Origin of the sequence: Mycobacterium sp. (assembly GCF_052144515.1) — a bacterium.
Classification (GTDB): domain Bacteria; phylum Actinomycetota; class Actinomycetes; order Mycobacteriales; family Mycobacteriaceae; genus Mycobacterium.
This window is the reverse complement of the sequence record NZ_JBKQQD010000196.1, coordinates 23,598-44,930: the sequence shown is the minus strand read 5'-3', so window position 1 is coordinate 44,930 and position 21,333 is coordinate 23,598. Positions and strand designations below refer to the sequence as shown.

22 protein-coding genes and 1 pseudogene are annotated in these 21,333 nt (G+C 65.2%); 14 read left to right on the top strand and 9 right to left on the bottom strand.

What is annotated here, in order from left to right; genetic code table 11:
- Positions 1-3: 3 nt before the first annotated feature.
- The 3 genes from ACLP9N_RS13590 to ACLP9N_RS13580 all read right to left on the bottom strand — a co-directional run bounded on the left by ACLP9N_RS13590 (position 4) and on the right by ACLP9N_RS13580 (position 2,283).
- Positions 4-582: a hypothetical protein gene (locus ACLP9N_RS13590; RefSeq protein ID WP_442407895.1), complete on the bottom strand. Its 579-nt coding sequence runs from the start codon at positions 580-582 to the stop codon at positions 4-6.
- Between the two features lie 72 nt (positions 583-654).
- The gene (locus ACLP9N_RS13585) at positions 655-2,118 is read right to left on the bottom strand and encodes an alpha,alpha-trehalose-phosphate synthase (UDP-forming) (protein WP_442407894.1); all 1,464 of its coding nucleotides are present in this window, start codon (positions 2,116-2,118) and stop codon (positions 655-657) included.
- Positions 2,119-2,283, bottom strand: a complete 165-nt coding sequence (locus tag ACLP9N_RS13580) for a hypothetical protein (RefSeq protein ID WP_442407893.1) — start codon at positions 2,281-2,283, stop codon at positions 2,119-2,121.
- Positions 2,284-2,427: 144 nt separating this feature from the next.
- Between ACLP9N_RS13580 and ACLP9N_RS13575 the strand changes: the two genes are divergently transcribed.
- Positions 2,428-3,387 (top strand): enoyl-CoA hydratase, encoded by a 960-nt coding sequence (locus ACLP9N_RS13575; protein WP_442407892.1) that lies wholly within the window; start codon positions 2,428-2,430, stop codon positions 3,385-3,387.
- Positions 3,388-3,522: 135 nt separating this feature from the next.
- Positions 3,523-4,353 (top strand): SDR family oxidoreductase, encoded by an 831-nt coding sequence (locus tag ACLP9N_RS13570; RefSeq protein ID WP_442407891.1) that lies wholly within the window; start codon positions 3,523-3,525, stop codon positions 4,351-4,353.
- On the opposite strand, the gene ACLP9N_RS13565 is transcribed toward ACLP9N_RS13570, so the two are convergent.
- Positions 4,336-5,241 carry an NAD(P)-dependent oxidoreductase gene (locus ACLP9N_RS13565; protein WP_442407890.1) on the bottom strand — a complete coding sequence of 302 codons (906 nt, stop codon included), beginning with the start codon at positions 5,239-5,241 and terminating at the stop codon, positions 4,336-4,338. The genes ACLP9N_RS13570 and ACLP9N_RS13565 overlap by 18 nt on opposite strands.
- 59 nt (positions 5,242-5,300) lie before the next feature.
- On the opposite strand from ACLP9N_RS13565, the gene ACLP9N_RS13560 reads away from it, so the two are divergent.
- A complete protein-coding gene (locus tag ACLP9N_RS13560; RefSeq protein WP_442407889.1) occupies positions 5,301-6,092 on the top strand; it encodes an SDR family NAD(P)-dependent oxidoreductase in 792 nt (263 codons plus the stop codon).
- On the opposite strand, the gene ACLP9N_RS13555 is transcribed toward ACLP9N_RS13560, so the two are convergent.
- Positions 6,089-7,663: an LCP family protein gene (locus ACLP9N_RS13555; RefSeq protein ID WP_442407888.1), complete on the bottom strand. Its 1,575-nt coding sequence runs from the start codon at positions 7,661-7,663 to the stop codon at positions 6,089-6,091. The two genes, ACLP9N_RS13560 and ACLP9N_RS13555, sit on opposite strands and share 4 nt — an antisense overlap.
- A 670-nt stretch (positions 7,664-8,333) precedes the next feature.
- Complete coding sequence (locus ACLP9N_RS13550) at positions 8,334-8,603, bottom strand: hypothetical protein (protein WP_442407915.1); 270 nt, start codon at positions 8,601-8,603, stop codon at positions 8,334-8,336.
- Between the two features lie 153 nt (positions 8,604-8,756).
- On the opposite strand from ACLP9N_RS13550, the gene ACLP9N_RS13545 reads away from it, so the two are divergent.
- Positions 8,757-9,911 (top strand): TDT family transporter, encoded by a 1,155-nt coding sequence (locus tag ACLP9N_RS13545; protein ID WP_442407887.1) that lies wholly within the window; start codon positions 8,757-8,759, stop codon positions 9,909-9,911.
- Positions 9,912-9,989: 78 nt separating this feature from the next.
- Here the strand turns inward: ACLP9N_RS13545 and ACLP9N_RS13540 are convergent, their stop codons facing one another.
- Both ACLP9N_RS13540 and ACLP9N_RS13535 read right to left on the bottom strand, forming a co-directional pair.
- Entirely contained in the window at positions 9,990-10,973 is a 984-nt protein-coding gene (locus ACLP9N_RS13540; protein WP_442407886.1) for a zinc-dependent alcohol dehydrogenase, read from the bottom strand.
- A 3-nt stretch (positions 10,974-10,976) separates the two neighbouring features.
- The gene (locus ACLP9N_RS13535) at positions 10,977-11,747 is read right to left on the bottom strand and encodes a sulfotransferase family protein (RefSeq protein ID WP_442407914.1); all 771 of its coding nucleotides are present in this window, start codon (positions 11,745-11,747) and stop codon (positions 10,977-10,979) included.
- 109 nt (positions 11,748-11,856) lie between these two features.
- Here ACLP9N_RS13535 and ACLP9N_RS13530 point away from each other — a divergent pair, with 109 nt between their 5' ends.
- Entirely contained in the window at positions 11,857-13,092 is a 1,236-nt protein-coding gene (locus tag ACLP9N_RS13530; protein WP_442407885.1) for an alkyl sulfatase dimerization domain-containing protein, read from the top strand.
- Positions 13,089-13,556, top strand: coding sequence for a VOC family protein (locus tag ACLP9N_RS13525; RefSeq protein ID WP_442407884.1), 468 nt, complete (start codon positions 13,089-13,091; stop codon positions 13,554-13,556). The genes ACLP9N_RS13530 and ACLP9N_RS13525 overlap by 4 nt, the downstream gene beginning before the upstream one ends.
- 122 nt (positions 13,557-13,678) lie before the next feature.
- Here ACLP9N_RS13525 and ACLP9N_RS13520 read toward each other — a convergent pair whose 3' ends face one another.
- Entirely contained in the window at positions 13,679-15,130 is a 1,452-nt protein-coding gene (locus ACLP9N_RS13520) for an aldehyde dehydrogenase (RefSeq protein WP_442407883.1), read from the bottom strand.
- 70 nt (positions 15,131-15,200) lie between these two features.
- Between ACLP9N_RS13520 and ACLP9N_RS13515 the strand changes: the two genes are divergently transcribed.
- The 8 genes and pseudogenes from ACLP9N_RS13515 to ACLP9N_RS13480 all read left to right on the top strand — a co-directional run bounded on the left by ACLP9N_RS13515 (position 15,201) and on the right by ACLP9N_RS13480 (position 21,305).
- On the top strand, positions 15,201-16,466 hold the full coding sequence (locus ACLP9N_RS13515; RefSeq protein ID WP_442407882.1) for an aromatic ring-hydroxylating oxygenase subunit alpha: 1,266 nt from the start codon (positions 15,201-15,203) through the stop codon (positions 16,464-16,466).
- Positions 16,467-16,468: 2 nt separating this feature from the next.
- Positions 16,469-16,798 carry a hypothetical protein gene (locus ACLP9N_RS13510; RefSeq protein ID WP_442407881.1) on the top strand — a complete coding sequence of 110 codons (330 nt, stop codon included), beginning with the start codon at positions 16,469-16,471 and terminating at the stop codon, positions 16,796-16,798.
- Positions 16,795-18,060 (top strand): amidohydrolase family protein, encoded by a 1,266-nt coding sequence (locus ACLP9N_RS13505; protein ID WP_442407880.1) that lies wholly within the window; start codon positions 16,795-16,797, stop codon positions 18,058-18,060. The genes ACLP9N_RS13510 and ACLP9N_RS13505 overlap by 4 nt, the downstream gene beginning before the upstream one ends.
- Positions 18,047-18,499, top strand: coding sequence for a MarR family winged helix-turn-helix transcriptional regulator (locus tag ACLP9N_RS13500; protein ID WP_442407879.1), 453 nt, complete (start codon positions 18,047-18,049; stop codon positions 18,497-18,499). Before ACLP9N_RS13505 ends, ACLP9N_RS13500 begins: the two co-directional genes overlap by 14 nt.
- 111 nt (positions 18,500-18,610) lie before the next feature.
- Positions 18,611-18,883, top strand: a pseudogene (locus tag ACLP9N_RS13495) (2Fe-2S iron-sulfur cluster-binding protein); the annotation flags it as partial.
- A gap of 39 nt (positions 18,884-18,922) precedes the next feature.
- A complete protein-coding gene (locus tag ACLP9N_RS13490) occupies positions 18,923-19,666 on the top strand; it encodes an SDR family NAD(P)-dependent oxidoreductase (RefSeq protein ID WP_442407878.1) in 744 nt (247 codons plus the stop codon).
- Positions 19,667-19,703: 37 nt separating this feature from the next.
- Positions 19,704-20,966, top strand: a complete 1,263-nt coding sequence (locus tag ACLP9N_RS13485; RefSeq protein WP_442407877.1) for an aromatic ring-hydroxylating oxygenase subunit alpha — start codon at positions 19,704-19,706, stop codon at positions 20,964-20,966.
- Positions 20,967-20,969: 3 nt separating this feature from the next.
- The gene (locus ACLP9N_RS13480; RefSeq protein ID WP_442407876.1) at positions 20,970-21,305 is read left to right on the top strand and encodes a hypothetical protein; all 336 of its coding nucleotides are present in this window, start codon (positions 20,970-20,972) and stop codon (positions 21,303-21,305) included.
- Positions 21,306-21,333 lie beyond the last annotated feature (28 nt).

Below are 21,333 nucleotides of genomic sequence, written 5' to 3'. Positions count from 1 at the left end.
CGGTCAGAAGCACATCCCAATGTCGTTGCATTGCAACGGATAACGCTGGATCGGGCTGGGCGGGGGCCCGACGAGCGCCAGCGAGAACGGTTGCTTGCTCATCTCCGACTGTAGGCCACAGACGGCGCCGTGCAAACTGGTATGCGTGCCGGTGAGTGTCTCGTCGTCAAACGCATAGGTTTCGGTGGATGCCGCGGTACCGCCGCCCGGGCACGAAACGCCGTCGGCCACGTCTACTTTGAAGGTCCAATGTTGGCTCACCAGCCGGGCTCTGCCGCTGTAATTATGCAGCTTGTCCTGACGACTGATCTGTTCGGCGGTAGCGCTCACTATGTTCAAAGCACAAAAATTGGCCATGATGTCCGGGTTGGAATAGTCCTTGTAGTAGCGGCTTCCGTTTACTTGATCGCACAGCGTCGTGATCGTCCAGGTCACCCCTGACACGCCCGCCTGGTTGAAGGAGTAATTGCCGTCTGGCGGTGGTGCGACCGCAGTCGCCGGGTCGCCCGATTCCAGCGCGATTCCCAGCGCAACGGCTGAGAAGATGCCGGCACCAGCGGCCAGCCCGCGACGGAGATTCACGTCGTTCCTCCCTTCACGCTGGTGGTTTGAGTATCACAGCGTTTCGGCCCCAACACCATGGGTTCGCCGCAGCTACTCAGCGTTCGGCTGCGCCTCGGCGAGCGCATCCAGGAATGACCGCGCCCAGCGATCCACGTCATGGGCAAGCACCTGGCGTCGCAGCGACCGCATCCTGCGCCGCCCCTCCTCGACCGATTGGTTGAGCGCCGCCTCGATCGTGTCCTTGACCCCTTCGAGGTCGTGCGGGTTGACCAGATAGGCCTGCCTGAGTTCGGCGGCGGCCCCGGTGAATTCGCTGAGCACCAGCGCGCCGCCGAGATCGTACCGGCACGCGACGTACTCCTTGGCCACCAGGTTCATCCCGTCCCGCAGCGGGGTGACCAGCATGACGTCGCTGGCGACGAAGAACGCGATGAGTTCATCGCGGGGTACCGGTCGGTGTATGTAATGCACTACCGGATGACCGACTTCGCCGTATTCGCCGTTGATGTGGCCGACCTCGCGCTCGATGTCGTTGCGCAGAATTTGGTAACTCTCCACCCGCTCGCGGCTCGGCGTGGCCAGCTGGACCAGCACGGTGTCGTCGCGCTTCACACGGTCCTCGGCGAGCAGCTCCGAAAACGCTTTCAGCCGCACATCGATGCCCTTGGTGTAGTCGAGCCGATCGACGCCGAGCAGGATCTTGCGGGGATTGCCCAACTCGGCCCGGATCTCGCGCGCCCGCCGCCGGACATTGCGGTTGCGGGCCGCATGGTCGAGTTCCCTGGAGTCGATGGAGATCGGAAAGGCACCCACCTGAACCGTGCGGGACTCCAGCTGCACCACGCCGAGCCGCGACCGCACACCGACCGCTCCGCGCGAGGTATTGGCGCCGACCAGCTGCCGGGACAGGAACAGGAAATTCTGCGCACCGCCGGCCAGATGAAATCCCACCAAGTCGGCGCCGAGCAGACCTTCGATGATCTCGGTGCGCCACGGCATCTGCATGAACAGCTCCACCGGCGGGAACGGGATGTGTAGAAAGAAACCGATGGTCAGGTCGGGCCGCAGCGTGCGCAGCATTTTCGGCACCAACTGCAGTTGGTAATCCTGTACCCACACGGTCCCGCCGCGGGCGGCGGTGCGCGCCGCAGCCTCGGCGAACCGGCGGTTGACCACGACATAGCGCTCCCACCACTCGCGGTGGTAGAGCGGCTTGACGATGACGTCGTGGTACAGCGGCCACAGCGTGGCGTTCGAGAACCCCTCGTAGTACTGGGCGATGTCCTCGGTGGACAGGGGCACCTGATGAAGTGTCAGGTCATCCTGGACGATCGGCTGGTCGTCCACGTCGATGTCGTCGTCGCGGTCGGACGGCAGGCCCGGCCAGCCGACCCAGGCGCCGCGCCGGCGGCGCAGCAGCGGCTCCAAGGCCGTGACCAACCCCCCGGGACTGCGTTTCCAGGCCGTCGTTCCATCGGGAAGCCGCTCCAAATCGACCGGCAGTCGATTGGCGACAACCACGAAGTCGGAGTCCCCGTAGCGCTCCGACTTCATCTATGTCTCGAGCTTTGCCGGCCCAATACCGAGCATGGACAGAAAAATCCTGCACTCATCCGCGTCGTTCGCGTACGCGGCGACGACGCGCCTGGCCTGGCTTGCTGTGCTGTCAGCCAGCGGCTCGACATCGCCGATTTCGCCAGGATCAGATTTCGTAGGCATGACATAACTGTAGGCGACGCATCTATTCGCTCGCAGGCATCTCTCGGCGCCACCGGGTGAGACCCCAGACCCCACGGGGGCCCGCTTACAGACTGGCCGTAATGTGTAAACACGGCGGATCTGACGACAAACGAGGTGGGCGGAATGACACTCTCCGACCAAGCCGGTGCTGGAGCCGGTGCTGAAGCGGGTTCTAAGGCGACCGATGGCGACTCCGGTGAGCTGGTGGCCTATGAAACTCTCGACGAGGGACGCATCGCCCGGATCTGGCTCAACCGACCCGAAGCCCACAACGCACAAAACCGCGGCCTGCTGGTCCAGCTCGACGAGGCGTTCTTGCGCGCCGAGGCAGACGACGCCGTTCGCGTGGTGATTCTTGCGGCGCGCGGCAAGAATTTCTCCGCCGGTCACGACCTGGGCTCGGAACTGGCGCTGGCGGAGCGGGCGCCCGGACCGGCGCAGCTCCCGAGCTTCCGGATAAATGGCGCGACCCGTGATCCGGTCGCCGAGAAGACTTACCTGCAGGAGTGGCATTACTTCTTCCAGAACACGTGCCGCTGGCGTGATTTGCGCAAGATCACCATCGCCCAGGTGCAGGGCAACGCGATCTCGGCGGGCCTGATGCTGATCTGGGCGTGCGACCTGATCGTCGCCGCCGACAACGCGAAGTTCAGCGACGTGGTCGCCGTGCGGATGGGGATGCCGGGCGTCGAATACTACGCTCACCCATGGGAATTCGGGCCGCGCAAGGCCAAAGAGCTGCTTTTGACCGGTGATGCGCTGGACGCCGACGAGGCGTATCGGCTTGGCATGGTGTCCAAGGTCTTTCCAGCCGATGAGCTGGCGGACAAGACCCTGGAGTTCGCGCGGCGCATCGCCGAGCGGCCCACCATGGCGGCGATGCTGGTCAAGGATTCCGTCAACGCCGCCTCCGATGCGATGGGATTCACCGAGGCCCTGCGGCACGCGTTTCACATTCACGAGTTGGGCCACGCACACTGGGCGGCCCACAACGAAAACAGGTACCCGATCGGCTTGCCGCCCGATGTCGAGGACTGGCGTAACGCCAAGCCGACGAAGCTCGCCCGTCGGGATACGCCGTAGCACCGCGCCAGTTGGCCGGGCATAGAGATTTTGATTCTGCGTTGGTGGCGAAGGTTGCTCGAACGATTGCACCCTGACTCAACGCTTCCGCCGTGAGGTTAGGCTAGAACCCGTTTCAGTTCCAGAGGGGCGCGTGTGCAGCTTTCATTCCAAAACCGGACGTATCTCGTCACCGGCGGTGGCAGCGGGATAGGCAAGGGCGTGGCTTCCGGGCTGGTCGCCGCCGGGGCCTCGGTCATGATCGTCGGCCGCAATCCCGACAAGTTGACGGCGGCCGTCGAAGAGATCGAAGCGCTCAAGGCCCAAGGCTCGGTTCGCTTCGAGCCCGCCGACATCACCAACGAGGAGGAGGCCACCCGCGTCGTCGACGCGGTGACGGCCTGGCACGGTCGGCTGCACGGCGTGGTGCACTGCGCGGGTGGCTCCGAGACCATCGGGCCGATCACCCAGGTCGACTCGGAGTTGTGGCGACGGACCATTGACCTCAACGTCAACGGCACCATGTACGTGCTCAAACACTCCGCGCGCGAGATGGTGCGCGGCGGTGGCGGTTCGTTCGTCGGCATCTCGTCGATCGCGGCCAGCAACACCCACCGCTGGTTCGGCGCCTACGGGGTCAGCAAGTCGGCGCTGGACCACATGATGCAGCTGGCCGCCGACGAACTCGGCGCGTCGTGGGTGCGCGTCAACAGCATCCGGCCGGGCCTGATCCGCACGGATCTCGTTGCGCCCGTGCTGAATTCGCCGGAGCTGAGCGCGGACTACCGGATAATCACACCGTTGCCGCGCCCCGGCGAGGTAGAAGACGTCGCCAACATGGCGATGTTTTTACTCAGCGACGCGGCCAGCTATGTCACTGGGCAGATCATCAACGTCGACGGCGGGCTGATGTTGCGACGCGGCCCGGACTACTCCGCGATGCTGGAACCTGTGTTCGGCGCCGACGGGCTACGCGGAGTGGTCTGAGGCTGATATAGCAGCGTTGCCGGCGTCCCGGTCGGCGAGGGTCGAGACGGCCGACCAATCCAGTTGGCCGCCACCGGTTGCCACCAGGGTCAGCAACCGGTCGCGCAGCAGGCTGGCAACGGGCAGCGGAACTTGAAGGCCTTCTGCTGCCGCGAGCACCAGTCGGATGTCCTTGAGTCCGAGGGTCGCCGCGAACCCGGCCGGCTCGAACTCCTGTCGCGCAATCAGCCCGCCATAGGTCTGATACGCCGGAGCGGCGAACAGCGTCGAGGTGAGGATGTCGACATACTGCTGCCGGTCGACGCCGGCCTTGGCGACCAGCGCGACCGCCTCCCCGACGGACTCGATAGCCGACGCGATCAGGAAGTTGCCGCTCAGCTTGACCAGGTTGGCGGCGTGCGGCTCATCGGACACCACGAACGTGCGCTGGCCGATCGCGTCGAACAGCGGCATCAGCGGTTGCAAGACGTGCGGGTCGCCCGCGGCGATCACGAAAAGCTTTGCGGCAGCGGCTGCTTCGGGCCTGCCGAACACCGGCGCCGCGACATACTGCTGACCGGCTTCGGCATGCGCGGCCGCCAGGCGCTGGGACATGGCGACACTGATGGTGCTCGACGAGACGTGTGTGGCGCCGGGTTGCAGCGAGGCCACGATGCCGTCATCACCGAACGTCACGTTCTCGACGGCCTGGTCGTCGGCCAGCATGGTGAACACCACCGCACCGCCGCAGGCTTCGGCGACCGTGCGGGCAGTGGTCGCGCCCTGCTGAGCAAGGTCTTGCGCTTTGGCGGGGGAGCGGTTGTAGACGGTGACGTGATGACCCGCCTTCAGCAGGTTTGCGGCCATGCCGCGGCCCATGTTCCCCAGGCCGATGAATCCGATCTCCATGGCATCCACCCTTCCTTATTTATGGCCTGAAGTGGACCGCTGCTTGCGATGATGGCCTCATGAATCGACTCGAAGGCAAGCGGATCCTGGTGACTGGCGCGGCGTCGGGCATCGGCCAGTCCACCGCGCTGCGACTCCTGGACGAGGGCGCCACCGTGGTGGCAGCCGACATCGCGGCGGACGGCCTGGGCAAGACCCGGGTGCGGGCGGACGAGGCCGCAACGGGTGAGCGGCTGACAACTCTTGAGATCAACGTCGGTGACGAGGGCTCCGTCATCGACGGCGTGTGCTCGGCCGTCGAGAAGCTCGGCGGCTTGGATTCGGTGGTCAACGCGGCCGGCATATTGCGGGCCGCACACACCCACCAGACCGGCATCGACCTGTGGAATCAGATCATCGCGGTCAACCTGACCGGCACCTTCCTGGTGGTGCGCGAAGCACTGCCAGCGCTGTTGGCGAACTCACGCAGCGCGATCGTGAACTTCAGCTCCACCTCGGCCTCGTTCGCCCATCCCTACATGGCCGCCTACGCCGCGAGCAAGGGCGGAATCCAGGCCTTCACCCATTCCCTGGCGCTCGAATACGCCAAGGACGGGCTGCGTGCGGTGTGCGTGGCGCCGGGCAGCATCAAGTCCGGGATCACCGACGCGACCGGGGGATACATTCCCCAAGACGCCGACTGGTCGCTGTTCACCAGGCTCATGCCGATCCTGCCCACGACGGTCGAATCTAGTGGCGTCGGGATGGCCGAGCCCAGCGCGGTCGCCGGCGTCATCGCGATGCTGGTGTCCGACGACGGCGCGTTCATCACCGGCACCGAGATCCGCATCGACGGCGGAACGCACGCCTAGTTAACGCAGGGCACTCCGCCGCCATCGATGGGCTTGCCCTGATCCGGGCTGGGGTAGGTGCTGGTGGTGTCGTACCCGTAGCGACTGGACTTGCTGGTCGTTGTGGTTGTCGTCGTCGTGGTGGTTGTGGTTTCGTCGCTGGTGGTGTCGCTCGTTTCGTCCATGGCCGGCAACGAGTAGTTGGTATCCACGGTGACTCGGATGTGTCCGGGCTGGATGCTGGAATCCGGTTGGTTTGGAGCGTCGAGGCCGAGCAGGGAGGCCAGGTTACGGGCATCGGTGTCTGCGCCGGCACCGTACTCGATCGTGGTGGAGGACGGCTCGCCGGCGTTGCGGTCACGGACCTGACCCATGGTGTAGCCGCGTTTCTTCACCGCGCGAGACACATCATTGGCGAGTCCGCTCAAGCTGCCGGAGTTGATCACATCGACGACGGTGGCCGGGTTGGGTTTGCTGGCCGTGGTCGTGGTCGGCGCTGTCGAGCTGGCGGCGCCGATTGCCGCGGCCACCTCCGCCTTGATCGCGGCCGGGTCGATGATGTTGACGCTCTGGCCGTCGATGTCGTCGTACCGCACCACGGGCAGCGTCCGGAACTCGACGTTACCGCCCGCAAGGCCGCCCAGTCGTTGGATCAGCTCCTCGTCCCAACCGGACGACAGCACCACGTCTTTGCGCGCCACGGCCATCAGGCTCTTGAGCTTGTCGATGTTGGTGAACGTGCCGGCAGCCTGAAGTTCCCGCATGACTGACGATATGAATGCCTGCTGTCGGTGGGTGCGGTCCAGGTCCCCGTTGTCCAGTTCATGACGCTGCCGGACAAACGCCAGCGCCTGTGAAGCATTTAGCCTTTGGCGGCCGGCCGGGAAGTTGGCGCCGGAATACGAGTCGTAGACGGCGTGGTTCAGGCACACGTCCACGCCGCCCAAGGTCTGGGCCAAGTCGTAGAAACCGGCCAGATTGATCTCGGCGAAATAGTCGATGGGAACTCCGGTCAGGCTGCGCACCGCGCGCAGGGTCGCGGTCCGGCCGGCCTCGCGGCCCTTGGTTTCGAGTTCCCGCTGGCTGCTCGCCCCCTGGTTGGCGAGCTTCTGCGCCACGTACTGCTTGGTCAGCCCGTAGGCCTCTTTGATCTTGATGTGGTTGTATCCCGGAACGCCAGTGAACGGTACCCAGTCGTCGCGGGGGATCGAGAAGGCAACGACCTTTCCGTCGGCTCCGACGTGCACGAGTATCAGCGTGTTGGTGTTGTAGCCGCCGTCGTCGGAATCGCCCGCGTGCAGTTGCTTCAAGATCGACCAGGGCAGGTCGTTGCCGTCCTGGTCTTTGCGCGAGTCCAGCCCGATGAGCAGGATGTTCATGTCGTCGCCGCTGGATCGCGGGTCGTCCGGGCTCAGGGCGTCCGAAACGGTGATGCCCCCGAGCGCACCGTGGGCCACCCAATATCCGGCACCGGTCAGCAGCACCGCCACCACCGATGCGAGCGCCATGAAGCCGCGCGTTAGCCCCTTGCGGACTCGCGACGGCCGACGAGCGGCGCGATGGCGATGATGCGCGCCGCCGGAGCGCGCCATCACATACCTGACCAATTTCTAGGGCCGATTTCCCGCGCACCACCAGATACCGCAACGGCGGTTTGCGGTGATGTCGCTGGTGGCATGACCTCAAGTATGCGGTAGCTTGCTGTAAAGCCCCCAATCAAGAAGGCCTCAAAACGGTTACTGTGGGCTGGCTCACCCACCCGGAGCGGCGTTGGGTTCACCGTCACGATATTCCCGCTACCAGCATGTTCACACCACCGTTCGGCAACCTCACAAGACCTGGACGGGGTCGCAGGCCACGCGCGGTTTGTGATGAGATCGACCCGATCCGGGCACGTCAGCAGTACGGATACACGATGTGCCAGCGGCCGTCCACCCAGTCGGCGCGAAACTGGCCGCCCAGTCGTGGATCGGCATCCGTGACCGTTCCCGTGCCCCAACGTTCGGTGTGAAGCCCGGGGAATCCCAGATGACGCCCTGGGCGTTGGGCGCGAGGTCCGGGGTGCAACCCCGCTGCTTCGCAACGTAGCCGTCAATGATGCGTTGTTCCGCGGTCGTCTGATCACCCGGATCGGAGGGCGCCGCGTTGACCGTTGCGGCGGAACCACAGGTCAGCACGGCTGTAGCGACAAAACCCGCGAGGGCGGCGATACGGACCGGCGTGCCAGTTCTGCTGAGGCGTTTGCGCTTGTTCCCTCCCGAGCTAGCGGATTTTCTCCAGGTCATCGCCCGACTGGTAGCAGAGACGAATGTTCGAGCCCGTGAAGGTTTCAGCGATGTACACGCCGAGCGGTTCAACCTCGTAGTAATAGTGAACGTTGCCCCGCGCATCGACCGCGGCTGCACACGCGAGGCCCGGCGCGCCGCACCGTACCTTGAGCGGGATGGCGAGCACGGCGATCACCAACACGACGGCAATCCCGACCGCAAGCGGGACCCTCTGCCATGCGTGACTCGGTCGCGCCGGACGCATCATTGGGGGCAGTGTATGCGACCTGGAGCTGACTCGGCATGACCGGCGCCGCAACGGGTTACGACGTCACTGTCATCGACGGGCCGCCCCGGTGCCCACCGACCCGGTGAATCTGGACCGCGGCTTCGCCAACGGCAGTAGGGTCTGACAGCTATGGCCTCCGCAAACCAGGACGGCGCGTCGCTGCAGACGCGCGTCGAGGTTCTGGGCAACATCGGGCCCAACTGGTTCGCCTCGGTCATGGGTACCGGGATTGTCGCCACCGCCGGTGCCACCCTGCCGGTGCGTGTGGCGGGGTTGTACGCATTTGCCGAAGTGGTGTGGGTGATCGCGGCCGCGCTGCTCATGGTGCTGGTCGTCGTGGTCGGCGGTCATTGGTTGCGCCACCCGACCGTGGCGCGCAGTCACGCCCGCAATCCGCAGATGGCCCACTTTTACGGCGCCGCGCCGATGGCACTGATGACGGTCGGCGCGGGCGCGGTGCTGGTGGGCAAGGACCTGATCGGTGAGCGCATTGCCGTCGACCTGGGCTGGGTGCTGTGGACGTCGGGCACGCTCGGCGGCCTATTCACCGCGGTCAGCATTCCCTTCCTCATGTTCACCCGGCACGATGTCGAGCCCGACGCGGCGTTCGGCGGATGGTTGATGCCGGTAGTTCCGCCCATGGTGTCGGCCGCGACGGGCGCGCTGCTGCTTTCGCACATGGCGGCCGGAACTGGACGCCAGACCATGCTGTATGGCTGCTACGCGATGTTCGGACTGTCATTGGTGGCTTCGCTGAATATCATCGCGATGATCTGGAGCCGGCTGACCCTGTACGGCACCTCCGGCAGCGCGCGGGTGCCGACGCTGTGGATCGTGTTGGGCCCGCTCGGCCAATCCATCACGGCCGCAGGGCTTCTCGGTGCCGCCGCGGCCATCGCCGTCGACCAAGATACCGCCCAAAGCATGAACGCGTTCGCGATCCTCTACGGCGTCCCGGTATGGGGCTTTGCCGTATTGTGGATTGCGCTGGCCACCTCGCTCACGGTGCGCACGCTGCGGCACGGGATGCCGTTCGCCCTCACGTGGTGGAGCCTGACGTTCCCGGTCGGTACTTTCGTCACCGGCACCGCGCAGCTCGCCGCGCATACCCATCTGCCCGCGTTCAGGGTGGCCGCGGCCATCGCCTACGCCGGTCTGCTGTTCACCTGGGTATTGGTGGCCGTCCGCACCGCGCGGGGCAGCCTGCGCGGGAACCTGATGAAGGTGCCGCCGAGCACCGCACCGGTCAAGGCCAGCAAGACCCGGTGGTCTGATCAGTCGTGATCGCGTTGAGTGCCGACGCGATTGCGCCCCCGGCGACCACCGGCGCCACCACCGCGCGGGGCTGATCGTTACACGGAGTCACTCGGGCCTGACCAGAACCCGTCCGTGCGCCCGGGCTTCGCGGGTGAGGTCGAATGCCTCGGCGATCCGGTTCAGTCCGAGCACGGGTCCCAGCATCGGGGCAGGGTCGACGGTGCCGCTACCGAACGCGGCGATAACCTCGCGGAACTCAGCGGGTGTGTAGCAGACCGAGAACCGAATGCTGAGCTCTTTGAGCAGAGCGGTCACCGGTTCGACGGGAACCGGCTCAGCGCACGCACCGGAGATGACGATGCGGCCCTGTGGGCGAACCGCGGGTTGGCATGTCTGCAGAAGACCTTGATGCCCAACGCATTCCACTGCCGCGTCGTAGGCGTTGGTGTCGGCTTCCTCGACCGAGGCCAGCGCATCGGTCGCGCCCATGGCAACGGCTGACTCGCGTCGCCGTGGGTCGGGGTCGACGGCGGTCACCCGCCCGGCTCCCAGCGCCCGCGCCCACGCGATGGTCGTCAGACCGACGCCGCCGGCACCGACAACGAGCACGTCCTCGCCAGGAGCGACTTGCGCGCTGTGCACACCGTGCAGCCCCACCGCGAACGGTTCGACCAAAGCCGCATAGATGTTGGTCATTTCGCTGGGCAGTGCGAACGCGTGCCGGGCGGGTACGAGGGCCAACTCGGCGAAACCGCCCCGGTCCGGTCCTAGCCCGAGATAGCGAGTCTGTGCGCAGTGCGATACGGCGCCGGCCGCGCAGTACCGACAGCTGCCGCAGGAAACAACCGGCAAGACAGCAACATTGGTGCCTTCACGCCAGCCGGGGGCATCCGACCCGACCGCGACGATCTCGCCCCCGAACTCGTGGCCCATGACCATGCCCGCGGGCATGAAGGGCTGCGCCTTGATGTCAGACCCGCATACGCCGCATGCCGCGACACGGATCACCAACTCGTCGGCCCCCGGTGTCGGATCGGGCATGTCGACGACGTCGAATCCGTGCTGCTCCGTTGTGACCGCTGCCTGCACTGGTCAGATCCCTTCGAGTTCGATGTCGAACGCCGCCAGATACTCGGCGAAGACGGATTCCAGGTCGGCCCGGGTGACGCCGGACCCGTCGAGCGAGTACGGCTGAACGCCGAAGCGGTCCTGGGGATTTCGTTGCACCCAATCGAGCATGGACCGCTCCGTCGACGCCGTCAGTTCGTCGCCGGCCCAGTCGTACAGCGAGCGCATGACGCCGATGGGGTCGCGCATGAGAGCCGAATAGTGCAGGTCGAAGAACCGGTCGTCGCCGATGCGTTCACGCGCCGTCATCGGCCGGGTGATGTGTGCTCTCAACTGCCGCAACACATTCGAGACAACATCGGCGGTGTCGACGGCACACCCGAGGACCGCGCGGGACAGATAGTTCAATCGCAAAAACGATGCCGTGGCCTTGAACGGATCGCGGTGCGCCCAGACGATGCGCACGTCGGGAAACGTCGCCAACAGCGCCTCGATGTGCACAGCATGCGACGGCATCTTGAGTGACCATGTGCCCGGCGCGCGCGACTGCAACAATTGCAACACCGACCGCTCGTAGCCGTAGGAGCTGGCCATGTCGGTCTGCAGCAGCCAGTCCGCGTACGCCGAGTTAGGCATGAACGCCTCCCACAGATACGCCTTAAAATCCTGGTTCTGGACGAACACGCACTCGGTTGGCCCGTCGGCCTCATCCCAATGCACCATCGGGATGTCGGCAGGTGAAGGCCCTCGCGCCACGAGTCGCCGCCGAAATCGTCGAGCCCGGCGCGTTCGCAGGCGCGGGTGATGAGTTCGTCGGGTGTCGCCATCGCAGTGAGACTATACGGCCATAGAGAACAAATGTTAGGTTTACGTCCGGAACCACGTGCAAGGAGGCCAGGGCGCGATGGCGCAATCCCTAGATGCGCTGATCAAACAGGGTGAGGCCGGCCAGGATGCCGTCGAGGTCGGCGACGGGATCTTCATGTCCAAGAACATCGCCAACAGTTACCTGGTCACCTCGGCCGAGGGTGACGTGTTGATCAACACCGGCACCGACTTCGAGGCGCCCGCGATCAAGGCACGCTTCGCCCGGGTGAGCGACGGGCCATTACGGGTCATCACGTTCACCCAGGGTCATCCCGACCACGTGGGCGGATGGGATCTGTTCAACGCGGCCGAGGTGCAGACGATCGCCCAGGCCAACCACCGCGACGTGCGCGAATACTGGCGCCGCCTGCACCCGTTCTACAGCCGGCGCATCATGGCGCTCTGGGGTGCGTTCATGGACGTCGACGCGATGGCGATGAAGCTGCCGCCGGAACCGGTGCTCACCACCGCCTTCATCGACAGCCAGGCATTCGAACTGGGTGACCTCCGGTTCGAGCTGTACTCGACACCGGGCGGTGAGACCACCGATGCCCTCGTGGTCTGGATGCCCGAGCACCGCACCGTGTTCATCGGCAATTTGATGGGGCCGTTTTTCGGCCACGTCCCGAATCTCTACACCTTGCGGGGAGACAAGATTCGCAGCGCCATGGCCTTCATCCGGTCCATCGACAGAGTCATCGCGCTGGAGCCGGAGACGCTGATCAACGGACACGACGTTTTCCGCGGCGCCGACCAGATACGCCAGACCATGACCAAGGTGCGTGACGCGACCGCGTACCTGCGCGACCGCACCATCGACGGAATGAACGCCGGCAGCGACCTTTGGACGCTGATGCGCGACGTCACCCTTCCGCATGAGCTCGCACTGCCCCAGGTCCACGGGAAGGTGCCGTGGATCGTACGGGCCATCTGGGAAGAGCACGTCGGGTGGTTCCGCTACGAGTCAACCACCGAGCTCTACGACACTCCACCCGCCGCGGTGTGGCACGACATCGTCGAATTAACCGGCGGGACAACCGCACTCACCGAACGCGCGGATGCCCACCTCGGGCAGGGGCACGCGCTGCAGGCGCTACACCTCATCGATATCGTCCTTGCACACGCACCGGACGACCCCGCTGCCCTGCGGGTGAAACGCCCTGCGCTCGAATCGCTTCTGGAACGCAGCGGCCGGGAGAACTTCAGCGAGGTGCAGTGGTTGGAGCAGGCGATCAAAACCGCCGGAACCCCAGAAACCGAGGGAAGCCAGTGAAGCCGGAGAATCTCTACCACAGCGGCATCGTTGTCGACGATCTCGACGCAACCCTGGACTGGTTCACCAAGGTGGCCGGTTACCGGTGGACGGACGTGGTCGAGGTGGACCAGGTCGCGCAGACTCCCGACGGCGAAGTGACCATCCCGATGCGGATGGCGTACTCGGGCAACGCGCCGCGAGTGGAGATCATCCAGACCGCTCCGGGCACGATTTGGGTTCCAGCGGACTCGGGTGTCCACCATCTGGGTTACTGGTCCGACGACGTCGAATCGGATCTGGCGACACTGGAATCCAACGGCATGCGCTACGAGGCGAAGTCGTACAACCCGGACGGATCGGGCACGCTGCTGTGGGCGTACTGCAAGGGCCCGACCGGACCACGTGTCGAGCTGGTCAGCAGGGCGATGGAACCGTTCATCGAATACTGGTGGTCAACCGCCGGCGGCGCAACGGTGACTTGAGGACCGCTGCGCGACCGACCAATAGTCGATTCTTGAATGTGATGTCACCTGCGATATCGCATTTGTGAGTTGCCTAATGGCGAGCGGACGGTACTCATGTGGCCCACGTGATTTGATGTCATTCAGCGGCTGGCGGCCACCGAGATCGACTTGAGGACGGTATAACCGTCGATTCCCTCGGTGCCCAGTTCGCGTCCGTATCCACTGCCTTTGACCCCGCCGAAGGGCGCGAACGGGTCCATGGTGTAGCCCTGGTTGACGCCGAAGGTCCCGGTGCGCACGCGGCCGGCAACGGCCAGTCCGCGGTCGGGGTCGGCGGTGAAGACCGAGCCGGCCAGACCGTAGTCGGAGTCGTTGGCGATGGCGACGGCGTCGTCCTCGTCGCGGTAGGGGATCGCGGTGAGGACCGGGCCGAAGATTTCCTCCCGGGCGATACGCATGGCGTTGTCGGCGTCGGCGAACAGTGTCGGCTTCACGTACCAGCCCCGCCCGATACCGTCGGGCATGTCGGCACCGCCAACGACAACGCGGGCGCCCTCCCGCTGGCCCTCGGTGATGTAGTCGCGGACGCGGTCCCGTTGTCGTTTGGCGACCAGCGGGCCGAGCTGTGTCGAGGGGTCGGTCGGGTCACCGATGCGCAGCGAGGTCATCTCGGCGGCCAGGGCTTCGACGAACTCGTCGCTTCGTTTGGCCGGCAACAGAATTCGGGTGAGCGCATTACAGATCTGGCCGCAGTTGGACAGGCTCGCCGACCGGACGGCAGTCGCGACGGCGGCCGGGTCGGCGTCGTCGAGGACGACAGCAGCGGACTTACCGCCCAGTTCCAGGCTGACCCGCTTGAGGTCGGCCGCGCAGGCCGCCGCGACCGCCTTCCCGGCGGCGGTGGAGCCGGTAAACGACACCTTGTCGACACCGGGGTGGCCGATGAGCTGCTGGCCGACTTTCGCGTCGCCGGGCAGCACGCCCACCACACCTGCCGGCAAGTCGGCTTGCTCGATCAAGTCGGCAAGGAGAAGCGCGTCCAGCGGGGATTCCGGAGCCGGCTTGACCACCGCACAACATCCGGCGAGCAGCGCAGGGATGAGCTTGGTGACGATGAGGAACTGCGGCATGTTCCACGGCACGATCGCGGCGACCACGCCGACGGGTTCACGACGCAGCTCGAGGTCGGACCCGAAGAAACCGCGCCGGGTCTCCCGCCACCCGAACCCCTCGGCGAGATCGCAGAACGCGTTCATCATCATCGACGGCAGCCCGACCTGGGCGCGCTGGGCAAAGCTGATGGGCGCGCCGATTTCGGCGGTGATCAGCTCGGCCATCGCAGACTGTTGTGCCGCATAGATTTTCGCGAGTCGGCGCATCGCGTCGATCCGATCGGCGGGATCCAGACGCGGCCACGGGCCTTGGTCGAACGCTGTGCGTGCGCTGGTCACGGCCGCGTCCACGTCGGCCGGGGCCGCGGCCGCCACCAGCGCGATGGGCGCTTCGGTGTGCGGGGAAATCACCTCGAACGTGTCGTCGGTCTCAGGCGAAACCCATGACCCGCCAATGAACAGCTTCTCGTGTCGGTGCACGTAGCTCCTCCTCCAACCCGCAATATCAACTACTTGCGATGGCGGTGTTCAGCATATACGGTCAGCAGACATGGCTCGCTTCCCCAAGCCGCCCGAAGGCAGCTGGACACAGCACTATCCCGAACTGGGCACGGGGCCCGTGTCCTACGAGGACTCCATCAGCCCGCACATCTACGAGCTCGAGCGCGCGGCGATCTTCAAGCGCGCATGGCTGAATGTCGGCCGTGTGGAAAGCATTCCGCGCAAAGGCAGCTACTTCACCAAGGAGCTCAAGGTCGCCAACACCTCGATCATCGTGGTCCGCAACGCCGCGGGTGAGGTCAACGCGTTTCACAACATCTGCCGGCACCGGGGCAACAAGCTGGTCTGGAACGACATGCCCCTGGAGGAGACCAGCGGCGTGTGCCGGCAGTTCACCTGCAAATACCACGCCTGGCGCTATGACCTGGACGGCAAGCTCACCCACGTGCAACAGGAGAGCGAGTTCTTCGATCTCGACAAGAGTCGCTACGGGCTGGTGCCGGTGCATTGTGACGTGTGGGAAGGGTTCATCTTCGTCAACTTCGCCAAGGAGCCCGAGCAGTCGCTGCGAGAATTCCTCGGCCCGATGATCACCGATCTGGAGGGATACCCATTCGGGCAGATGACCTCGCGGTGGTACTACCGCGCGGAGGTGAAAGCCAATTGGAAGCTCTACATGGACGCGTTCCAGGAGTTTTATCACGCACCCGTGTTGCACGCGAGCCAATCGCCGAGCAAGTACTCCAAGGCCGCGGCCGAAGCCGGTTTCGAGGCGCCGCACTACCGCATCGACGGCCCGCACCGCTTGGTCAGCACGTCGGGTGTGCGGGCCTGGGAAATGGATCCCGACATGCGCAAGCCCGTCGACGACATCTGTCAAAGCGGGCTGTTCGGGCCTTGGGCCCAGCCCGATCTCGGCGAGCTTCCCCGCGGTGTCAACCCGGCCAAATGCGACCCGTGGGGGCTGGACTCGTTTCAGCTATTCCCCAACTTCGTCATCTTGATCTGGGGCCAGGGTTGGTATTTGACCTACCACTACTGGCCGACGTCCCACAACTCTCACGTGTTCGAGGGCACCCTGTACTTCCCTGCGCCACGGACCCCGCGCGAACGGATCGCCCAGGAACTCGCCGCGGTGACGTTCAAGGAATACGGGCTGCAGGATGCCAACACGCTGGAAGCCACCCAGAGCATGGTCGAGTCGGGTGTAGTGCGCGAATTTCTGCTCAACGACCAGGAAATACTGCTGCGCCACCTCCACAAAGAGACCGCCGCCTGGATCGCCGACTACCAGAGCAACACGGCAGGGGTCTAGCCGTGAGTGCCAAGCTGCCAAGCGAATTCGCCGACCTGGAACGGTTTTCCGACTGGTGCCTCGACAGCGAGCCACAGCGCTATCAAAAGCGGCTGAACAGCTCGATGGCCGAGATGCAGGCCTTCTACGACGCCATTACGCCGCGGGCTGAGGAGGCCGTCGCCTACTGTGACAAGTTCCCGCTCGACGACCTGCCCGAGGACGTCACCAACCTGATGCACCTGCTGTATTCGATGATCATGGTGTCCTTCCCGGTGGAATGCTGGAAACAGCCGCGGGTGCCCGACTCGGGTGCGTCCACCCTGGACTGCGTCTCCGAACCCGTGCCGTGACCATCGTGCTGCGTGCCGACCGCTGGGCCGACGTCGACGCCGGCCAGGTCCACTCGCCGGCCGTCCTGGTAATCGAGGGCGAACGCATCAGCGCCGTGAATCCCGTTGATCCACTGCCCGATTCGGCGACCGAGATCGACCTGGGCGATGTGACGCTGCTGCCGGGCCTGATGGACATGGAGCTCAATCTGCTCATCGGCGGTCCCGGTGGACCGGAGGGTCTGCCCAACCCCATGCATGGTGTGCAAGACGACCCGGTGTACCGAACTCTGCGGGGCGCGGTGAACGCCCGCACCACGCTGGACGCGGGTTTCACCACGGTGCGCAACCTCGGTCTGATGGTCAAGACCGGTGGTTACTTACTTGATGTGGCGTTGCAGCGCTCGATCGACCAGGGGTGGCACGCCGGCCCGCGGATCGTGCCCGCGGGTCACGCTGTCACACCCTATGGTGGGCACCTCGACCCGACGGTGTTCCAGCGGATGGCGCCCGGCGTCATGCCGCTGAGCGTGGCCGAAGGTATCGCCAACGGGGTGTCCGACGTACGCGCGTGCGTGCGCTACCAAATTCGCCACGGCGCCAAGGTGATCAAGGTATCGGCCTCGGGCGGGGTGATGTCGCACAGCACCGCGCCGGGTGCCCAGCAGTACTCCGACGAGGAGTTCGTCGCCATCGCCGACGAGGCGCATCGCGCCGGGGTCCGCGTCGCCGCCCACGCCATCGGCGACAGCGCCATCCGGGCCTGCATCAGGGCGGGCATCGACTGCATCGAACACGGCTTTTTGGCCACCGACGAGACCATCCAGATGATGGTCGACCACGGCACCTTTCTGGTCTCCACCACTTATCTGACCGAGGCGATGGCCGTCGACCGGATCGCCCCCGAGTTGCGCAAGAAGGCCGACGAGGTGTTTCCGCGGGCAAAGGCGATGTTACCCAAGGCGATTGCCGCCGGCGTGCGCATCGCGTGCGGCACCGACGCGCCGGCGATCCCGCACGGGCGAAACGCCGAGGAGCTCTGCGCTCTGGTGCGCCGCGGCATGACACCCATGCAGGCGATCCGCGCGGCGACGGTGACCAGCGCCGAGCTGATCGAGGCCGATCACGAGCTCGGCCGTCTTGCGCCGGGGTATCTCGCCGACGTCATTGCGGTGCCGGGAGACCCGTCCCAAGACATCTCGACCACGCTCGACGTCCGATTCGTCATGAAAGACGGCCGCATCCACCGGAACCCTCCGAGAGCAGAACATGGAACTCACTGACAACATCCTGTGGCTGCTCAAGCAGGCTTTTCACTTTTCGCTGACGACGGTTAACGAGGCCATCAGCGCCCACGGCGTGACGACCGCGCAGATCGGTCTGATGCGTCAGCTGGCCAACGAACCCGGCCTGTCCGGCGCCGAGCTGGCCCGACGGCTGTTGATCAGCCCACAGGGCGCCCAGCTGGCGCTGGCCGCGCTGGAGCGGCGCGGTCTGGTGGAGCGCAAGCAGGATCCGCAACACGGGCGAATCATGCAGGCCTACCTCACCGATGAGGGACGCGCGGTGACCTCGGCGGTGTTGACCGACGCGCTGGCCGCGCATGAAAGGGTTTTCGGTGTGCTGACGAGCGACGAGCAGCGGCTGCTGCACGACCTGCTGGGTCGTGTCGTCGAAAAGGGCACCGGCCACACCTTGTTCACTGAGCGCACCGAGCCGTAGCCGGTGTCAAGTACTTGATATTTGTGACAAGTACTTGATACTCTCGCCTCGATGGGGCAGATGAGCGCACGTGGGGACGTCGACACGACTCCGAAAACCGGGGGCCCGACGACGGAGCAGGTGACGATTCAACTGGACCGCCGGACCACCACTGTGGGGTACCGGGAAGGCGACACCTTGCTGCAGACGGCGCGCCTGGCGGGCCTGAACGCGCCGTCGTCGTGCGAAACCGGTTCGTGCGGAACATGTATGGCACGGCTGACCGACGGCAGCGCACGGATGATCAACAACGACGCGCTCACCGAGGAGGAGGTAGCCGAGGGTTGGGTCTTGACCTGCCAGTCCTTGCCTACTACTGATTCGGTAACGGTGGTCTATGAATGAGGCAAGCGTGACTGGACACCCAGCAAGGAGGCACAGGCGATGACACGGGTGGCGGTGGTAACCGGCGGCGCATCCGGCATGGGGGAGGCGACCTGTCACGAGCTGGGCCGGCGCGGCCACAAGGTTGCCGTGCTGGACGTCAACGAAGAAGCGGCGCAACGAGTTTCGGAGCACCTTCGCAACGAAGGGGTCGAGGCGCTCGGTGTGGCGGCCGACGTCACCGACCGCCCCGCGGTGGAGGAGGCCTTCGCCAAGGTGCGCAGCGAGTTGGGGCCGGTGAGCATTCTGGTGACGAGCGCCGGGATGGTCGGCTTCGGACGGTTTACCGAGATCACGCCCGAGGACTGGTCGCGCATCATCGACGTCAACCTCACCGGCACGTTCCATTGCTGTCAGGTGGCGCTGCCGGACATGATCGCGGCCAAATGGGGCCGCATCGTGATGATCTCGTCATCGAGTGCCCAACGAGGCTCGCCGCGGATGGCGCACTACGCGGCCTCCAAGGGCGCGGTGATCACGCTGACCAAATCGCTGGCCAACGAATACGCGTCGATGGGCATCACCGTCAACAACATCCCCCCGTCGGGCATCGAGACGCCGATGCAGCATCAGTCGCAGGCCCAGGGGCACCTGGGGTCCAATGAGGAAATGGCCCGCCGGATTCCCATGGGCCACCTCGGCAGCGGCGATGACATCGCCGCGGCGGTGGGATTCCTGTGTTCGGAAGAGGCCGGCTTCATCACCGGTCAGGTGCTCGGCGTGAACGGCGGGGCCGTGATGTGAGCGGCCGGCAGGGACTGACAGGGAAAGGCAGGTTCTGATGGGTCGATGGCCTAAGCCGGCGGAGGGCAGCTGGACCGAGCACTACCCACAACTGGGCACCGGCCCGATCTCCTTTCGGGACTCGACATCGCCGGAGTTCTACGAACTCGAACGTGAGGCGGTCTTCAAACGTGCCTGGCTCAACGTCGGCCGCGTCGAGGAGCTGCCGCGCGTGGGCAGCTATTTCACCAAAGAGATCGAGGCCGCCCGCACGTCGGTAATCGTGGTCAAGGGCAAAGACGAGGCGATTCGGGGATTCTACAATGTCTGCCGCCACCGCGGTAACAAGCTGGTGTGGAACGACTTTCCGCATGAGGAAACCAGCGGGACGTGCCGGCAGTTCACCTGCAAATACCACGGCTGGCGCTACAGCCTCGACGGCGCGTTGACGTTCGTGCAGCAGGAGCCGGAGTTCTTCGACCTCGACACCGCCGACTACGGTCTGCGCGCGGTGCACTGCGATGTGTGGAATGGGTTCATCTTCATCAACCTCGATGAGCGGCCGCGACAGAACTTGCGTGAGTTCCTCGGCCCGATGGTCACCGGGCTCGACGACTACCCGTTCGGCAAGCTCACCGAACGCTACGACTTCGTGGCCCATAACAACAGCAACTGGAAGATCTTCGCCGACGCGTTCCAGGAGTACTACCACGTCCCGTCGTTGCATCCCCAGCAGGTGCCTTCCGCGGTACGCGACCCGAACGCCGGCTTCGAGTGCGCGCACTTCCAGATCGACGGACCGCACCGAGTGGTGTCGACGGCGGGTACCCGCCGCTGGCTGATGGCGCCGGAATACATGTATCCGATCGAACGCGCCACCCGCAGTGGGCTTGTCGGGCCGTGGCGTACTCCCGACATCGGCGATCTGCCCGCCGGGCTCAGCCCGGGTGGCATCGAGCCCTGGGGTATCAGCAACTTTCAGATCTTCCCCAACCTGGAAATCCTCATCTACGGCGGCTGGTATCTGCTGTACCGGTATTGGCCGACGTCGCACAACACCCACAAATTCGAGGCCTACACCGCGTTCCACCCGGCCCGCACTGTGCGGGAACGCATCGCGCACGAAGTGGCTTCGGTGGTGCTCAAGGAGTTCGCCCTGCAGGACGCCGGCATGCTCGGGGGCACTCAGGCGGCCCTGGAAACCGGCATCGTCGACGAGTTTCCCCTCAACGACCAGGAGATCCTGGTGCGCCATCTCCACAAAGAGGTCGTGGATTGGGTGGAGGCATATCAGCGCGAAACCCAACCGGTGGGGGTGTGAGCGATGGCTGAGACCCTGTTGCCGAGTGCGTTCGCAGAGCTCGAGGGGTTTGCGCAAACCTGGTGTCTGCCAACCGAAGCCGAGCGGTGGAACCAGCGGCTGGCCAGCAGCATGGTTGAGATGCGGGAGTTCTACCACGCCTTCTTCCCGCGCCTGGAGGAGGCCATCGAGTACTGCGACAAGTTCTCCCTGGATGAGCTGCCCGAGGACGCGCTGAACCTGCTGCACCTCATTTACTCGCTGGTGATGGTCGCGATGGCGGTCGAAATCTTCGGCCAGCCCAAACCCACCGACTCCGCCGACGCCGTCCTCGACCGCGTCGGCGAACCAGTGCCGTGACCGGCCGCCGTATCAGACTGAGAAGGGA

What these genes read in the sequence shown, in the direction of transcription:
- ACLP9N_RS13585 (WP_442407894.1), bottom strand. Translation starts at nt 2,118, where the DNA reads ATGAAGTCGGAGCGCTACGGGGACTCCGACTTCGTGGTTGTCGCCAAT.
- ACLP9N_RS13580 (WP_442407893.1), bottom strand. Translation starts at nt 2,283, where the DNA reads ATGCCTACGAAATCTGATCCTGGCGAAATCGGCGATGTCGAGCCGCTG.
- ACLP9N_RS13575 (WP_442407892.1), top strand. Translation starts at nt 2,428, where the DNA reads ATGACACTCTCCGACCAAGCCGGTGCTGGAGCCGGTGCTGAAGCGGGT.
- ACLP9N_RS13565 (WP_442407890.1), bottom strand. Translation starts at nt 5,241, where the DNA reads ATGGAGATCGGATTCATCGGCCTGGGGAACATGGGCCGCGGCATGGCC.
- ACLP9N_RS13560 (WP_442407889.1), top strand. Translation starts at nt 5,301, where the DNA reads ATGAATCGACTCGAAGGCAAGCGGATCCTGGTGACTGGCGCGGCGTCG.
- ACLP9N_RS13555 (WP_442407888.1), bottom strand. Translation starts at nt 7,663, where the DNA reads ATGGCGCGCTCCGGCGGCGCGCATCATCGCCATCGCGCCGCTCGTCGG.
- ACLP9N_RS13550 (WP_442407915.1), bottom strand. Translation starts at nt 8,603, where the DNA reads ATGCGTCCGGCGCGACCGAGTCACGCATGGCAGAGGGTCCCGCTTGCG.
- ACLP9N_RS13545 (WP_442407887.1), top strand. Translation starts at nt 8,757, where the DNA reads ATGGCCTCCGCAAACCAGGACGGCGCGTCGCTGCAGACGCGCGTCGAG.
- ACLP9N_RS13530 (WP_442407885.1), top strand. Translation starts at nt 11,857, where the DNA reads ATGGCGCAATCCCTAGATGCGCTGATCAAACAGGGTGAGGCCGGCCAG.
- ACLP9N_RS13515 (WP_442407882.1), top strand. Translation starts at nt 15,201, where the DNA reads ATGGCTCGCTTCCCCAAGCCGCCCGAAGGCAGCTGGACACAGCACTAT.
- ACLP9N_RS13500 (WP_442407879.1), top strand. Translation starts at nt 18,047, where the DNA reads ATGGAACTCACTGACAACATCCTGTGGCTGCTCAAGCAGGCTTTTCAC.
- ACLP9N_RS13490 (WP_442407878.1), top strand. Translation starts at nt 18,923, where the DNA reads ATGACACGGGTGGCGGTGGTAACCGGCGGCGCATCCGGCATGGGGGAG.
- ACLP9N_RS13485 (WP_442407877.1), top strand. Translation starts at nt 19,704, where the DNA reads ATGGGTCGATGGCCTAAGCCGGCGGAGGGCAGCTGGACCGAGCACTAC.
- ACLP9N_RS13480 (WP_442407876.1), top strand. Translation starts at nt 20,970, where the DNA reads ATGGCTGAGACCCTGTTGCCGAGTGCGTTCGCAGAGCTCGAGGGGTTT.